The 14235-nt window shown below is 71.3% G+C and carries 12 protein-coding genes and 2 pseudogenes; 2 read left to right on the top strand and 12 right to left on the bottom strand.

Annotated elements, in window-relative coordinates; translation table 11 throughout:
• Nucleotides 1-71 precede the first annotated feature (71 nt).
• The 12 genes and pseudogenes from ACZ4UV_RS13065 to ACZ4UV_RS13010 form a co-directional block, all read right to left on the bottom strand.
• Nucleotides 72-1145, bottom strand: a complete 1074-nt coding sequence (locus tag ACZ4UV_RS13065; RefSeq protein WP_351490679.1) for a polyprenyl synthetase family protein — start codon at nucleotides 1143-1145, stop codon at nucleotides 72-74.
• Nucleotides 1146-1204: 59 nt separating this feature from the next.
• Nucleotides 1205-2743 (bottom strand): annotated as a pseudogene (hpnE, locus tag ACZ4UV_RS13060) (hydroxysqualene dehydroxylase HpnE); the annotation flags it as partial.
• A pseudogene (locus ACZ4UV_RS13055) lies at nucleotides 2734-2811 on the bottom strand (DUF6380 family protein); the annotation flags it as partial. The pseudogenes hpnE and ACZ4UV_RS13055, both read right to left, overlap by 10 nt.
• Nucleotides 2811-3764: a presqualene diphosphate synthase HpnD gene (gene hpnD / locus ACZ4UV_RS13050; RefSeq protein ID WP_467837754.1), complete on the bottom strand. Its 954-nt coding sequence runs from the start codon at nucleotides 3762-3764 to the stop codon at nucleotides 2811-2813. The gene hpnD and the pseudogene ACZ4UV_RS13055, both read right to left, overlap by 1 nt.
• On the bottom strand, nucleotides 3761-4663 hold the full coding sequence (hpnC, locus tag ACZ4UV_RS13045; protein WP_451016813.1) for a squalene synthase HpnC: 903 nt from the start codon (nucleotides 4661-4663) through the stop codon (nucleotides 3761-3763). Before hpnC ends, hpnD begins: the two co-directional genes overlap by 4 nt.
• 358 nt (nucleotides 4664-5021) lie before the next feature.
• Complete coding sequence (locus ACZ4UV_RS13040) at nucleotides 5022-5801, bottom strand: ABC transporter ATP-binding protein (protein ID WP_390037001.1); 780 nt, start codon at nucleotides 5799-5801, stop codon at nucleotides 5022-5024.
• A complete protein-coding gene (locus ACZ4UV_RS13035) occupies nucleotides 5794-6723 on the bottom strand; it encodes an ABC transporter permease (protein ID WP_451016812.1) in 930 nt (309 codons plus the stop codon). The genes ACZ4UV_RS13040 and ACZ4UV_RS13035 overlap by 8 nt, the downstream gene beginning before the upstream one ends.
• 139 nt (nucleotides 6724-6862) lie before the next feature.
• Nucleotides 6863-7735, bottom strand: coding sequence for a glycosyltransferase family 2 protein (locus tag ACZ4UV_RS13030; RefSeq protein ID WP_351490793.1), 873 nt, complete (start codon nucleotides 7733-7735; stop codon nucleotides 6863-6865).
• A gap of 8 nt (nucleotides 7736-7743) precedes the next feature.
• Nucleotides 7744-8487 (bottom strand): CDP-alcohol phosphatidyltransferase family protein, encoded by a 744-nt coding sequence (locus tag ACZ4UV_RS13025; RefSeq protein WP_351490693.1) that lies wholly within the window; start codon nucleotides 8485-8487, stop codon nucleotides 7744-7746.
• 13 nt (nucleotides 8488-8500) lie between these two features.
• On the bottom strand, nucleotides 8501-9562 hold the full coding sequence (locus ACZ4UV_RS13020; RefSeq protein ID WP_451016811.1) for an iron-containing alcohol dehydrogenase family protein: 1062 nt from the start codon (nucleotides 9560-9562) through the stop codon (nucleotides 8501-8503).
• Complete coding sequence (locus tag ACZ4UV_RS13015) at nucleotides 9550-10302, bottom strand: phosphocholine cytidylyltransferase family protein (protein ID WP_351490697.1); 753 nt, start codon at nucleotides 10300-10302, stop codon at nucleotides 9550-9552. Before ACZ4UV_RS13015 ends, ACZ4UV_RS13020 begins: the two co-directional genes overlap by 13 nt.
• The gene (locus ACZ4UV_RS13010) at nucleotides 10299-12065 is read right to left on the bottom strand and encodes a DUF5941 domain-containing protein (RefSeq protein WP_467837750.1); all 1767 of its coding nucleotides are present in this window, start codon (nucleotides 12063-12065) and stop codon (nucleotides 10299-10301) included. The genes ACZ4UV_RS13015 and ACZ4UV_RS13010 overlap by 4 nt, the downstream gene beginning before the upstream one ends.
• 425 nt (nucleotides 12066-12490) lie before the next feature.
• On the opposite strand from ACZ4UV_RS13010, the gene ACZ4UV_RS13005 reads away from it, so the two are divergent.
• Nucleotides 12491-13432 carry a cation diffusion facilitator family transporter gene (locus tag ACZ4UV_RS13005; RefSeq protein ID WP_451016809.1) on the top strand — a complete coding sequence of 314 codons (942 nt, stop codon included), beginning with the start codon at nucleotides 12491-12493 and terminating at the stop codon, nucleotides 13430-13432.
• Between the two features lie 204 nt (nucleotides 13433-13636).
• A complete protein-coding gene (gene idi / locus ACZ4UV_RS13000; RefSeq protein WP_351490704.1) occupies nucleotides 13637-14230 on the top strand; it encodes an isopentenyl-diphosphate Delta-isomerase in 594 nt (197 codons plus the stop codon).
• The last annotated feature ends 5 nt before the right edge of the window (nucleotides 14231-14235 follow it).

Below are 14235 nucleotides of genomic sequence, written 5' to 3'. Positions count from 1 at the left end.
GCCGTCGGCCGGTGCTGGCTGCGCGTTCGCACCGGCCGGCGACTACGCGAGGACTATTCGACCGATAATGATCATCTCTTCCGTACGACGACGAAGTCCGCGAGCGCCGTGAACTGTGCCCGTACCCGGTCGGGCATGTCGACGGCGTGCAGGGCCTCGATGGCGATGGTGTGCTGACGGCGCGCCTCTTCGGCGGTCCACTCGCGGCCGCCGGCCTCCTCGATGAGGGCGGCACGGGCGGCGAACTCCTCCTCGGAGAAGTTCTCGAAGTCGCTGCTCTTGGCGTCGGCGGCGAGGATCTCGCCGAGCCGCTCGGAGGCGGGGCCGCCCGCGGCGAGCGCGGCGACGACCGGCAGGGACTTCTTGCGCTGGCGCAGGTCGCTCCAGGTCTGCTTGCCGGTGGACTCCGGGTCGCCCCAGATGCCGAGCAGGTCGTCGACGGCCTGGAAGGCGAGGCCGAGGTGGTAGCCGTACTTCTCCAGGGTGTCGGCGGTGCGGTCGTCGGCGCCGCCGAGCACGGCGCCGATGGAGCTGGAGGCGGCGAGCAGGGCGCCGGTCTTGTTGCCCTCCATCTCCAGGCACTCCTCGACGCTGACCCGGTCGCGGTGCTCGTAGGAGATGTCCTGGGCCTGGCCGTCGATCAGGGCGCGGGTGGCGGTGGTGATCCGGCGGGTGGCGCGGCCGGCCTCGACGGTGCCGAGCTCGAGCAGGATCTCGTTGGCGAGGGCGAACAGGGCGTCGCCGACCAGGATGGCCTGGGCGGGGCCGTGCACCTTCCAGACGGTGTCGCGGTGCCGGCGCTGTTCGTCGCCGTCCATCAGGTCGTCGTGCAACAGGGAGAAGTTGTGGACGAGCTCGACGGCGACGGCACCCGGGATGCCGACCTCGGGGGCGGCGCCGGTGACCTCGGCGGAGAGCACGGCGAGCGCGGGGCGCACGGCCTTGCCGCCGTCGCCGTCGGCGGGGTTGCCCTCGGCGTCGATCCAGCCGAAGTGGTAGGCGGCTACGGTGTCCATGGGGGAGGCCAGGCGGTCGACGGCCGCCCGCAGTACCGGTGTGGCAAGGGTCCGGCCGCGCTCCAGAAGCGCGGTCACGTCCACTGCGGTCTCTCGGGCGCCCTTCGAGGCCGGGGGCACAGTGGGCACAGTTTCTCCTCTTGTTGCGGTACCGGGGGTGCGGAGGCCTGCCGCCTGCTGATCGAGCGTCACGCCGCCTCCTCGACATCGAAGAGGTGACGGGGGCGGGGCCGGCCCAGAGTGCTCAACGCGGCATCGGCCGCGCTGACACCGCTGCGGACCGCACTCTCCATGGTCGCGGGCCACCCGGTGGCGGTCCACGCTCCGGCCAGGTAGAGGCCGGGTGCCTTGGTGCGGGCGCCGGGCCGCAGCCGCCCGACGCCGGGGGTGGGGGCGAACGTCGCGGTGCGCTCCCGGGTCACGAAGAAGTCCTGCACCCCGGCGCCACGCGCACCGGGCAACAGCCGTTCCAGCTCGGGCAGATAGCGCTCGCGCAGGTCGGCCACGGGCATGTCGATCTCGTCCTGGGCGGCCGACTGGGACAGCGCGAGGTACTGTCCCGCCCGTCGCCCGCCGCCACCCTTATACGGAGGCCCTTCGGGCCCGCCTTTCAACAGCCCGGAGGCGTGGGTGCGGTCGAACACCCACTGGACGGGGGTGCCGAGAGCCGCGAAGAACGGCTTGGTGAGCACCGTACGGTCGTACACCACGTGGACGTTGAGGATCGGCGCGGTGCCGATCTCCAGCAGGTTCTCCGGGGCGTCCAGGGCACCGGAAGGCAGCAGGTCGTAGGCCTCGCGCTGGGCGACGGCCAGCACGACGGCGTCGGCGGTGAGCGTCTCGCCGGGAACCTGAACGCTCCACGTCCCGTTCTCGTTAGTGGAGACGGAGGTGACGCGTGTACGGACCTCGGTACGCACGCCCGCGGAGTCGAGCGCCTTGCGGGCCAGCCGGTCGTGCAGTTCTCCCAGCGGCACATGGGCCCAGCCGATGTCGGCCGCGCCCGGGTCGGACAGCAGACCGGTCTTGAACACCATCGCGGCGAGCCCCAGCGAGGCGTCGCCCGCGACCGCGTTGAGGGTGGCGACCCCGACCAGGTCCCACAGGGCCTCGACGGCACGCGCCGACTGGCCGTGGGCGGCCAGCCAGCTGCCGAAGTCCTGTGCGTCCAGGCTCGGATCGGCGAGGTCGAGCCCCTTGAGCGCGAGCGCGGCACGCCCCACCGCGGCCCGCTCGGCGAGCGAGAGGTGCGGATAGGCGGCCAGGCTGCGCCCCAGATGCAGGGGCACGGGCAGCGGGTCGCGACGGAGCCTGCCCAGGCGCCGCCCCTCGGGCTTGTCGAGATCGAGCACGGGCACGTCGAGGCGGTCCTGCAGCGGTGCCAGCGCCGTGCCCTCGATGCGGTCGAGGAACCAGCGGTAGGCGGTGCAGCAACGCAGGTACACGTGCTGGCCGTTGTCCACGGTCAGGTCGCCGCGCTGGAAGGAGAAGGCGAGCCCGCCGAGCCTCGGCCTGCCTTCGAGAAGGGTGACGCGTACGCCCGCGTCGGCGAGCGCGAGCGCGGCCGTGACACCCGCGAGGCCGCCGCCGATCACGACGGCGGTGCGCCCGGACGCGGTGTCGTCGTGCGTCCGCTCGGATCGCGTGCCGTCGGTCATCGTGCTTCCTCCCCTGCCCGCCCGCCGTGCCGGTGGAACGGGGCAGGTCGGGCCGTCGCAGTCAGGGACGCCACGCCGTGCCGGAGGGTTGCCTGCCGTTTTTCTCCGGTGGAGTCACCTTGACCCACTCTGTCCATCAGGCGCGCCTCCTGACGGTCAGGCGGGAGGTGTGGCGCCGGGTGTCGAGCCCGGACAGACCACGCACGGCGACGTACGCCTTCTCGCGTCCGGGCAGCGAGACCCGGCCGCGCAGTACCGCCTCCGGCTCGCGCTCGATGCGGTCGAGGAGGCGGCGGTAGATCCCCGCCATGGCGGCGACACAGGCGCCGCTGCGCCGGTCGAGCATGGGCAGCAGCCGGTAGCCCTCGGCGAAAAGGGCACGGGCGCGCCGTACTTCGAAGTGCACGAGCCCCGCGAAGTCCGAGCCCTCCGGCGGCGTCGGCCCGTGGAACCCGGCCGAGCAGCCGAACTTGGCGAGGTCGTCGGAGGGCAGGTAGGTACGGCCGTTGCCGGCGTCCTCGCGGACGTCTCTGAGGATGTTGGTGAGCTGGAGCGCGAGCCCGAGTGTGTCGGCATACTCCGGCGCACGCTCGGCGCCGCGCGCCCCCGGTTCCGTACCGAACACGCCGAGCGAGAGCCGGCCGATGGCGCCGGCCACACACCGGCAGTAGCCCTTGAGGTCGTCCCAGGTCTCGTAGGTCTCGCCGCGGACGTCCATCAGGACGCCGTCGATCAGCTCGTCCAGGCCGCCCAGCGGAATCGGGAAGGCCTGGGCGGCATGGGCGAGGGCGACCGCGACCGGGTCGGTGTCGTCCTCGGCGACCGCACCGTCCTGGACCCGGGCGAGCAGCGCCCGGGTGTCCTCCAGGCGGGCCGCCTTCACGTCGCCCGCCAGCTCGCCGTCGCCGATGTCGTCGACACGCCGGGAGAAGGCGTAGAGCGCCGACATGGCGCGCCGCTTGGGCGTCGGGAGCAGCCGGATGCCGTAGGCGAAGTTCCGTGCCTGCTGTCCGGTGACCGTCTCGCAGTAGCTGTAGGCGGCGAGTACCGGTGCGGACACGTGTGTGGGAGAGTCCACGGTCCGGATCACCCCTCTCCTCGCAGAGTCACGCCCACCTCACGCAGCAACCGGCCCTTGCCGGGCTTGGGCGGGCCGGGAAGTACGTCGTATTCGGCGGCGGCGATCGCGTGGACCGCCGCCCTTCCCCCCGCCACGAACCCCGCAAGCAGCAGCTTCAACCTGCCGTGGACGCTACCCACAAGGGGGGCGCCTTCATTCAGGAGATCGCGGGCGCGTTGTGCTTCGTATGCAACCAGTGCACGCACCGATGCGCCCGCGGTTTTCCTGGCGAGATCCGCCTCCTGGACGTGAAAGCGCTTCATGTCCTCGGCGGGCAGATAGATCCGGTCGCGGCCGAGGTCCTCGGCCACGTCCTGGAGGTGTTCGACGATCTGGAGTGCGGTGCAGATCGAGTCGGAGAGCCGGATCCGCCCGGGGGTCGAGGTACCGGTGACGGCGAGGACCAGGCGGCCGACGGGGTTGGCGGACAGCTCGCAGTAGGCGAGGAGGTCGTCGTAGGTCTCGTACCGCTTGACGAGCTGGTCCTGGCGGTTGGCGGCGATCAGTCCGAGGAACGGCTCGGGGGCCAGTCCGCAGCGACGGACCGTGGGCTGGAGACGGCGCAGCAGGGGGTGGTGCGGGGTGGCGTCGAAGACGCGGCGCAGGTCGGCCTCGAAGGCGTCGAGCAGGACCAGGCGGTCCTCGGCCTGCGCCGGGGAGACCCCGAGGAGGCGGGCGTCGGCGCCGCCGGGGGCCAGGTCGCCGTCGCCGATGTCGTCGACGAGGCGGGCGAAGCCGTACACCGCCATCAGGTCGGCACGCCAGGCTTTCGGCAGGAAGAAGGGGGCCACGGGGAAGTTCTCGTCCGCGGCCTTGTCCAGGGTGCCGCGCTCCGGGTCTCCGGTGCGCGCCGGGCCGGTTGCCGTCACCGTTCGCTGCCCGGGGCGGGGACGGCGCGGCCTGCGTTGAGCTGGGGAGTTTCCGTAGCCATTGCCGTCACATCTCCCGTTCTACACTGCCGACCCAATACACACTATTTCGGACACGCCGCCCAGCAGTCCGCGGGGCGGCCCGGCGAAGGGTGTCGCGCATTATCGCCCCACTTGCCGCTTTCCGGGACCGGTACAGCTTACGTTGTACAACGCATCGAGGTTCGTCGGGGTGTCCCGCAGATCACAACAACACACCGATTGGTGTCAAGATTCCTAAGGCGAGCCCGAGTTGACGTTTCCTTTGCAGACGCGGGCCCCGCCGGAAAGGTTCCGGCGGGGCCTGGGCCGGACGGGGCTACTTGCCCGTGAACTTCTCGTACTCCTTGAGCACCTCTTCGGTCGGGCCGTCCATGCGCAGCTCACCGCGTTCCAGCCACAGGACCCGGTCGCAGGTGTCGCGGATCGACTTGTTGTTGTGACTGACCAGAAACACCGTGCCGGCGTGCTCGCGCAGTTCGCGGATCCGGTCCTCGGAGCGCTTGCGGAAGGCCGCGTCACCGGTGGCCAGCGCCTCGTCGATCATGAGGACGTCGTGGTCCTTGGCGGCGGCGATGGAGAAGCGGAGGCGGGCCGCCATGCCGGAGGAGTAGGTGCGCATCGGCAGGGTGATGAAGTCGCCCTTGTCGTTGATGCCGGAGAACTCGACGATCTCCTGGTAGCGGGCCCTGATGTCCTCGCGGGACATGCCCATCGCCAGGCCGCCCAGGATGACGTTGCGCTCGCCTGTGAGGTCGTTCATCAGGGCCGCGTTGACGCCGAGCAGCGAGGGCTGGCCGTTGGTGTAGACCCTGCCCTTCTCCGCGGGCAGCAGGCCGGCGATGGCGCGCAGCAGGGTGGACTTGCCGGAGCCGTTGGAGCCGATCAGGCCGATGGCCTCGCCGCGGTAGGCGACGAAGGAGACGCCGCGGACCGCGTGCACCTTGCGGACGCCCCGCTCGTCGCCGCGCTTGAAGATGCGGCTGAGGGCGGCTGTCGCGCTGCCCTTGCCGGTCTTGGCGCCATGGACGCGGTAGACGATGTGCACGTCCTCCGCGATGACGGTGGGGATCCGCTCCCCTGTGGTCTGCTCAGCCACGGCCGTACCGCTCCTCCGCCTTCCAGAAATACACGAAACCGCCGGCGAACACGACCACCGCCCAGGACAGCGCGACGGCCCAGACGTGCGGCGGCAGGTTCGAGGCGCCGTAGCCGTCGATGAGGGCGAAGCGCATCAGGTCCATGAAGACGGTGGCGGGGTTCACCTGGAGGAGCGTGCGCGCCCACTCCGGCCGGCCCTCCATCATCTTGGTGATCGAGAACATCACACCCGACATGTACATCCAGGTGCGCAGTATGAACGGCAGCAGCTGGGCGAGGTCCGGCGTCTTGGCGCCCAGCCGGGCCACGATCAGGGCCAGGCCGGTGTTGAAGAGGAACAGCAGGAACAGGATCGGGACGACCAGCACCCAGGACAGGCCCGGCCGGCTGCCGAACCCGACCACCACGGCGACCATGACGATCATCGAGAACAGCAGCTGCTGGAGCTGCTGGAGCGCGAAGGAGATCGGCAGCGAGGCGCGCGGGAAGTGCAGCGCGCGCACCAGACCGAGGTTGCCCGAGATCGCCCGCACGCCCGTCATGATCGAGCTCTGGGTGAACGTGAAGGTGAACACGCCGGTGACCAGGAACGGGATGTAGACGTCCTGCGACATGCCCCGGCTGGCGTGCAGGATGACGCCGAAGATGAAGTAGTACACGGCCGCGTTCAGCAGCGGCGTGGCCACCTGCCAGAGCTGGCCGAGCTTGGCCTGGCTGTACTGGGCCGTGAGCTTCGCCTGCGAGAAGGCCAGGATGAAGTGGCGCCGCCCCCAGAGCTGGCGTACGTACTCGGCCAGCGAGGGGCGTGCGCCGCTCACCGCGAGCCCGTACCTGGCGGCGAGCTGCGCCGCCGTGAGGCCTTCGTCGGGCGACGGCACCGCGCTCACCGCGATCCCGCCGTCATGCGTTGTCTCACTCAAGGGTCGGAGCCTTCGTCCTCAGATTCGTCTTACGTTCGTCTTACGGAATTGTGCTACCGGGCGCGACATGTATCCGCCGTCGGACACAATCCCGGGGGTGTCCGCACGCCGTACGCGCGGACACGCACCTCCGAGCTTGTCAGATCACCGGGGGACGGCCCAGTCGCGTGAGTTTCCACACGGTCCGCCAGCGCATCGGGCGGCGAGGCCCGCACGGGGTGGTCCAGCCCTCCCGGAAGCCGGCGAACCAGGCGTGCAGGGCCGGGCGGGAGGGGCGGCGCACCAGGGTCAGCAGCATCCACACCCCGAGGTAGACCGGGACCAGGAGGGCGGGCAGGTTGCGGCGGGCCAGCCAGACCCGGTTGCGGGCGACCATCCGGTGGTAGACCGCGTGCCGGGAGGGTGCGGTCGTGGGGTGGTTGAGGACCATGTCGGAGCGGTAGTCGATCATCCAGCCGGCGTCCAGGGCCCGCCAGGCCAGGTCGGTCTCCTCATGGGCGTAGAAGAACTCGTCCGGCAGGCCGCCGACCTCGGCGAGGACCTGGGTGCGGACGGCGTTGGCGCCGCCGAGGAAGGTGGTGACCCGGGAGGAGCGCATCGGGTCGGAGGCCCGGAGCCTGGGCACGTGCCGGCGCTGGGTCTGCCCGGTGTCCGGGTCGGCGATGCGGAAGCTGATGATGCCGAGCCGCTGGTCGGCGGCGAAGGCCTGGCGGCACAGCTCGGCGGTGTCGTGCTCGGCGAGCAGCCCGTCGTCGTCGAGGAAGAGCAGTATGTCGACATCGCGGCCGCTGGGGCCGAAGGCCTCTATGCCGACGTTGCGGCCGCCGGGGATCCCGAGGTTCTCGGGCAGTTCCAGGGTGCGGACGCCGTCCGGCACGTCCGGGACCGGCGAGCCGTTGCCGACGACGACCACCTCGACCCGGTCGCCGTCCTGCTTGGCGACGGAGTCGAGGAGGGCGCGCAGTTCGTCGGGGCGGTTGCCCATGGTGATGACGACCGCGCCGACCTTCAGCCCGGCGCTCACCGCAGCCTGCTCGACGCGAGGACCGAGACCAGGTGCAGCAGGGTCTGCAGCAGCGCGATGCCGGCCAGCACGGCGGTGCCGAGCCGGGTCCAGAAGAGGTCGCCGTGGAAGTGGTCGGCGACGGCGAGCAGCAGGATCAGCAGCGAGGCCTCGATGCCGAGGATCAGCCGGTGGAACCGGAACAGGGCGGCGGCCCGGCGGGCCAGTGCCATCCCGGAGGAGCGCATCTCGGCGGCGGCCTCCTTGACCACCGGCAGGCCGGCCTGGTGCCGGGCGACGCCGACCAGGTCGGTCTCGGCCTTGATCAGGATGGCGCCGAGCGCGGCCAGGGTGCCCAGGAAGGCCCACAGCCAGTCGATGCGGCCGCTGCCGAACAGGTCGGCGGCGCGCAGCCCGAGCCCGACCAGGACGGCCGCGTCGGTCAGGTACGCCCCGACCCGGTCGAGGTAGACGCCGCCCAGCGAGTACTGCTGCTTCCAGCGGGCGACCTCGCCGTCGACGCAGTCGAGCAGCAGGTACATCTGGACGCACACCACACCGAGCACGGCGCCCCAGATGCCCGGCACCAGCAGGGCCGGGCACGCGAGCACGCCGAAGACGGTCATCAGGTACGTGAGCTGGTTGGGCGTGACCCTGGTGTTCACCAGGTAGCGGTCGACCCGCAGGGACACCTCACGCATGTAGAGGCGCCCCATCCAGTGCTCACCGCTGCGCCGGTCCTTGACCCCAGCGGGGTGCACGACCGGACGGAGTTCAGCTACCGATGGCCTTGACATAGTCGACGTAGAAGTCCTTGATCTGGTGGGTCTTGAGGTCGAGGTGTTCGAGGATGGTGTAGCGGCCGGGCCGGGTCTCCGGGGCGAACTCGACGACCCGGACGAACTCGTCCACGGTGAAGCCGATCTCCTCCGGCAGCACCGGCAGTCCGTGCCGGCGCAGCACATCGGCCATGTACACGGACTCCTCGTGGGCTCCGCGCAGGTACATCGCGAAGGCCGCGCCGAGCCCGCACTGCTCGCCGTGGCTGGCGGCACGCCTCGGGAAGAGCAGGTCGAAGGCGTGGTTGATCTCGTGGCAGGCGCCGGAGGACGGGCGCGAGTCGCCCGACACCGACATGGCGATCCCGCTGAGCACCAGCGCCTCGGCGAGCACCTGGAGGAAGTCGTTCTCGCCGATGCCGCCGGGGTGGCGCAGCACCGCCTCGCCGGCCTGGCGGGCCATGGCGGCCGCCAGACCGTCGATCTTCTCGCCGGTGACACGGTGGGACAGCTCCCAGTCCGCGATCGCCGAGATGTTGGAGACGGCGTCGCCGATCCCGGAGCGCACGAACCGCGCCGGGGCCTCCCGGACGACGTCGAGGTCGATGACGACCGCGATCGGGTTCGGCACCCCGTAGGAACCGCGGCCCGCGTCGTTGTCGAGGGTGGCGACGGGCGAGCACAGGCCGTCGTGCGCGAGGTTCGTCGGTACGGCGACCAGCGGCAGGCCCACCCGGGCCGCCGCGAACTTGGCGCAGTCGATGATCTTGCCGCCGCCGAGGCCGACGACCGCGTCGTAGTGGCCGGCCTTGATGTCGCCGGCCAGCCGGATCGCGTCGTCGAGCGTGCCGCCGCCGACCTCGTACCAGGTGGCGCCGGGCAGGCTCGGCGTGACGCGCGCGCGCAGCTTCGAACCGGAGCCGCCGCTGACGGCGACGGCGAGCCGGCCGGAGTGCGAGATGCGTTCGTCGGCGAGCACCCCGGCGAGGTCGTCGAGGGCACCCGGGCGGATGTCGACGACGACCGGCGAGGGGATCAGCCGGGTCAGTACTGGCACGCGATCTCCCGTCCCCTGGCGAGGTCGTCGTGGTTGTCGATCTCGACCCACCGGACGTCCCCGATGGGCGCCACGTCGATCCGGAAGCCGCGGTTGACCAGCTCCTGGTAGCCGTGCTCGTAGAACTGCTGCGGGTCGGTCTCCCAGACCGCCTTCAGCGCCTCGGCCAGCTCGGGCGCGGCGTCGCCCTCGATGAGGGTGACGCCGATGTACTCGCCGGTGGCCTCGGCCGGGTCCATCAGCTTGGTGATCTTCGTCATGCCCTTGTCGGCGTCGACGACGACCTTCATCTCCTCGTCCGCGAGGGACTTCACGGTGTCCAGGGCCAGGATGATCCGCCTGCCCTCGCCGCGGGCGGCGAGCAGCGTCTTCTCGACGGAGACCGGGTGCACGGTGTCGCCGTTGGCGAGGATCACGCCGTCCTTGAGGGCGTCACGGCCGCACCACAGGGAGTAGGCGTTGTTCCACTCCTCGGCCTTGTCGTTGTCGATGAGGGTGAGCTTGAGACCGTACTTGGCCTCCAGGGCGGCCTTGCGCTCGTAGACGGCCTCCTTGCGGTAGCCGACGATGATCGCGACCTCGGTCAGGCCGATCTCGGCGAAGTTGCCGAGGGTCAGGTCGAGCACCGTGATCGAGTCCTCTATCCCGGCAGGCCCCACCGGCACCAGCGCCTTGGGCAGGCTGTCGGTGTAGGGGCGCAGACGCCGGCCGGCGCCGGCCGCCAGCACGAGGCCGATCATGCGGGTTCTCCTTCGTCGTGTACGGCGGGCGCCCCTGCGGACACCCAGAAGCGGATGCTCTCGACGAGCACCAGCCCGGCCACGACCACGGCGAGGACCGTGAGCGCGACCTTGAACTGCGCGGCCGTGAGCAGCGCGGCCAGGACGGTGACGAGCAGCGTCCGCCCTTCCTGCCCCCCGATGGCACGTACCAGCCAGGCCGGCGGCGCCCCGGCGTCGCCGCGGATGCGGTACACCGTGTCGTAGTGATGGTAGGCGACGGCGGCCACCAGACCGAAAGCCGCGGGAAGGGCTCCGTTCACCCCGGATTTGCTTGCGAGGACGAGGACGGTGCCGTACTCGGCGGCCCGGAAGAGAGGCGGGACCAGCCAGTCGAGGGCGCCCTTGAGGGGTCGGGCCAGGGCCTGGCCGGAGGCAAGGGCGTAGACGACGGCACCCGCGACCGGGGCCCAGGTCACACCCGAGAAGAGGGACACGGTGAGAACCGCCACGCCGGCGAGGGCCACCAGGAGGGGGGAGCCGAGCGGGGCGCGCAGGGTGCGGGACACGAACCCGGCGAGCGGACCGTTGTCCGCCAGGTCCGCGAGCGCCTTCGCCGCCCGGTCAGTCCGCCTCGCCTTCCGGGTCAGCGACCGCAGCACCCGCCCGGCCGTGGTGTACGTGGCGGCGAAGGTGCAGCCGGCCAGCAGCACGTAGAAGGTGAGGCGCGGGGTGGTGGCGGCCGTGAGGACGGCTATCAGTGCCCATCGTTCGCCGATGGGCAGGACTATCATCCGGCGCACCCAGACCGTCCAGCCGACGCTGTCGAGGCGGCCGGAGAGCGCGGCGGTGGGGCTGGTGTTGGCGGTGGCGTCGTGGTTGGCCTCGTTGAAGGAGAAGTCGACCACGTGCCGGCAGGTCTGCAGGATCATCGCGCCCAGGGCGAGGGCCCACACGTCGTCGCCGCCCCGCGCGGCGCCCAGCGCCAGGCCGGCGTAGTAGGCGTACTCCTTGGCCCGGTCGAAGGTGGCGTCCAGCCAGGCGCCGAGGGTGGAGTACTGGAGGGAGTAGCGGGCGAGCTGGCCGTCGGTGCAGTCCAGGACGAAGGACGCGATGAGCAGGACGCCGGCGGCGACGAACCCCGCGCGCGTGCCGGTCGCCGCGCAGCTCGCGGCGATCAGGGCGGTGAGCAGCGAGGCGGTGGTGACCTGGTTGGGGGTCAGTCCGCGCCGGGCGCACCAGCGGGCGAGGTAGCGGGAGTACGGGCTGACGAAGAAGGTGGTGAAGAAGCCGTCCCGGGACTTCACGGCCGACTTCAGGCGTACGGCCTCGTCGTCCACGGCGGCGACGGCCTGCCGGGCCTCGTTGCGGGCCTGCGGGTCGGCGGGGACGGCGGCGACCAGGCTGCCCAGCTCGGGGCGGTGGACGTCGGCGTCCAGGGCGGTGACCAGGCCGTCGACGGCGAGGTCGGTGGCGCCGCCCGCGGCGGCCTCCCGGGCCAGCGCCCGGGACAGGGCCGGACGGGCGGCCGGCTGGGCGGTGACGGCGCCGGGGATCGCGGCGAGCGGGAAGCGGGGGTCGGTGAGGCCCAGGCGCAGGGCGTGCACATGGCCGACGAAGCGGGCGTCGACGACGGCGACCCGCCGGTCGGCGGGTACGGCCGTGAGCAGGGCCTCGGCCTCGGCGGTGTCCGACGCCGCCCGCACCTCGAAGCCGAGTGCCCGCAGATCGCTCTCCAGTGACGATCCGGGGACCGGCGGACCGGTGACGATGGCGGTCGACAACCGAACTCACTCCCTGGGTGCCGGCGTCCGGGCGCCGGTCTACTGCGTGGTGGGGCGGGGTGTGCCTGGTGGCCCCCGGACGGCATTCGGCAGAGGTTATCGGATGGTGAGGACTGCTTGTTCACCGGCCGTTCATGGCACGGTCGGCCTGCTCTGTCCCTGCCTTTGCCGAGATCATCATCCGCGATCCGGGCCCCGGCCCACAAATGGCGCTCGCAGAACGGGCATTGGGGACACCGGTCCAGGGCGGGACAGCCGGCCACCCGCGGGCCCCGGTACGGCACGGAAAGTTAACTGAGGCTGCCCTGACCTGGGATTCGTTTCCGCAGGTCAGGGCACATGACAACGGTGTTCAGTGCCGCGTTGCCGGATACCCCCCACCCGTAGTTCACTGTGATCCCGGGCGAACACAGGAGGCGTATCTCATGGGGGCAGGGCACGACCACGGCCACGGGCACACCCACGGGCCGCCCACCGGTACGGCCGCGGCGGCGTACCGCGGCCGGCTCCGGGTGGCGCTCGCCATCACCCTCGGGGTGATGGTGGTCGAGATCGCCGGCGGCCTGGTGGCCGACTCGCTCGCACTGATCGCGGACGCGGCCCACATGGCGACCGACGCGCTGGGCCTCGGCATGGCCCTGCTGGCGATCCACTTCGCCAACCGCCCGCCGAGCACCAACCGCACCTTCGGCCTCGCCCGGGCCGAGATCCTCGCCGCCCTGGCGAACTGCCTGCTGCTGCTCGTGGTCGGCGGCTACGTGCTGTACGAGGCGGTCCAGCGGTTCCTCACGCCCGCGGACACGCACGGCGGCCAGATGATCGTGTTCGGTCTGATCGGCCTGGTCGCGAACATGATCTCGCTCACGCTGCTGGTGCGCGGCCAGCAGGAGAGCCTGAACGTGCGCGGCGCATTCCTGGAGGTGGCGGCCGACGCGCTGGGCTCGCTCGCGGTGCTGATCTCGGCCGTGGTGATCCTGACCACCGGCTGGCAGGCGGCCGACCCGATCGCCTCGCTGGTCATCGGCCTGATGATCGTGCCGAGGACGCTGAAGCTGCTGCGGGAGACCCTGGACGTCCTGCTGGAGGCGGCGCCGCGGGGTGTCGACATGGCGGAGGTGCGGTCGCACATCCTGGCCCTTGACGGCGTGGAGGACGTCCACGATCTGCACGCCTGGACGATCACCTCGGGGATGCCGGTGCTGTCGGCGCACGTCGTGGTCCGCTCGGACGTGCTGAGCGCCATCGGCCACGAGAAGATGCTGCACGAGCTGCAGGGCTGCCTGGGCCACCACTTCGACGTGGAGCACTGCACCTTCCAGCTGGAGCCGAGCGGGCACGCGGAGCACGAGGCCCGGCTCTGCCACTGACCCGGTACCGCCCGGGGTCCCGGAACGCAGCGCTCCGCACTCCCCCGGCGTCCTTGTGTTCGAGACCCCCGGACGGTTCCCTCCCGCACCCGTAGGGCACGATCAAGTACCGGGTCCCTCTTCCGGCGTGCCCGCGCCGGGAAGTGCCGGGAGTGTCGGATTCGTACGGCAGACTTGGTGCGAAGACCGAGGCGAAGGATGGGTATGCCGATCACACCTGCCACCGCGACGCACAGCACGTCGGAAGGGACCGCAGACGCGATTTTCCTTGAACTCGTCGACGAGAAGGGTGTGACCATCGGCACCGCGGAGAAGCTGGCCGCGCATCAGCCCCCCGGACAGCTGCACCGGGCGTTCTCCGTCTTCCTCTTCGACGAACACGGCAGGCTGCTGCTCCAGCAGCGGGCCCTGGGCAAGTACCACTCCCCAGGAGTGTGGTCCAACACCTGCTGCGGCCACCCCTACCCCGGCGAGGCGCCCTTCGCGGCGGCGGCCCGGCGGACCTTCGAGGAGTTGGGGGTCTCCCCGTCGCTGCTCGCCGAGGCGGGCACGGTCCGCTACAACCACCCGGACCCGGCCTCCGGCCTGGTCGAGCAGGAGTTCAACCACCTGTTCGTCGGCATGGTGCAGGCGCCGCTCGCGCCGGACCCGGAAGAGGTCGAGGCGACCGTCTTCGTGACGGCCGCCGAGCTGGCCGAGCGGCACGCCCAGGACCCCTTCTCGTCCTGGTTCATGACCGTGCTGGACGCGGCCCGCCCGGCGATCAGGGAGCTGACGGGGCCGTCCGCCGGCTGGTGAGAATC

The organism is Streptomyces sp. NPDC028289, from assembly GCF_055565975.1.
Note: the sequence above shows the minus strand (reverse complement) of the source record. Positions and strands in the feature narration are given on the sequence as shown.

Coding starts and splice junctions, on each gene's coding strand:
- ACZ4UV_RS13015 (WP_351490697.1), bottom strand. CDS start 10,302: ATGATCGGCCTCGTGCTGGCGGCCGGCGCCGGCCGGCGTCTGCGCCCC.
- ACZ4UV_RS13005 (WP_451016809.1), top strand. CDS start 12,491: ATGGGGGCAGGGCACGACCACGGCCACGGGCACACCCACGGGCCGCCC.
- idi (WP_351490704.1), top strand. CDS start 13,637: ATGCCGATCACACCTGCCACCGCGACGCACAGCACGTCGGAAGGGACC.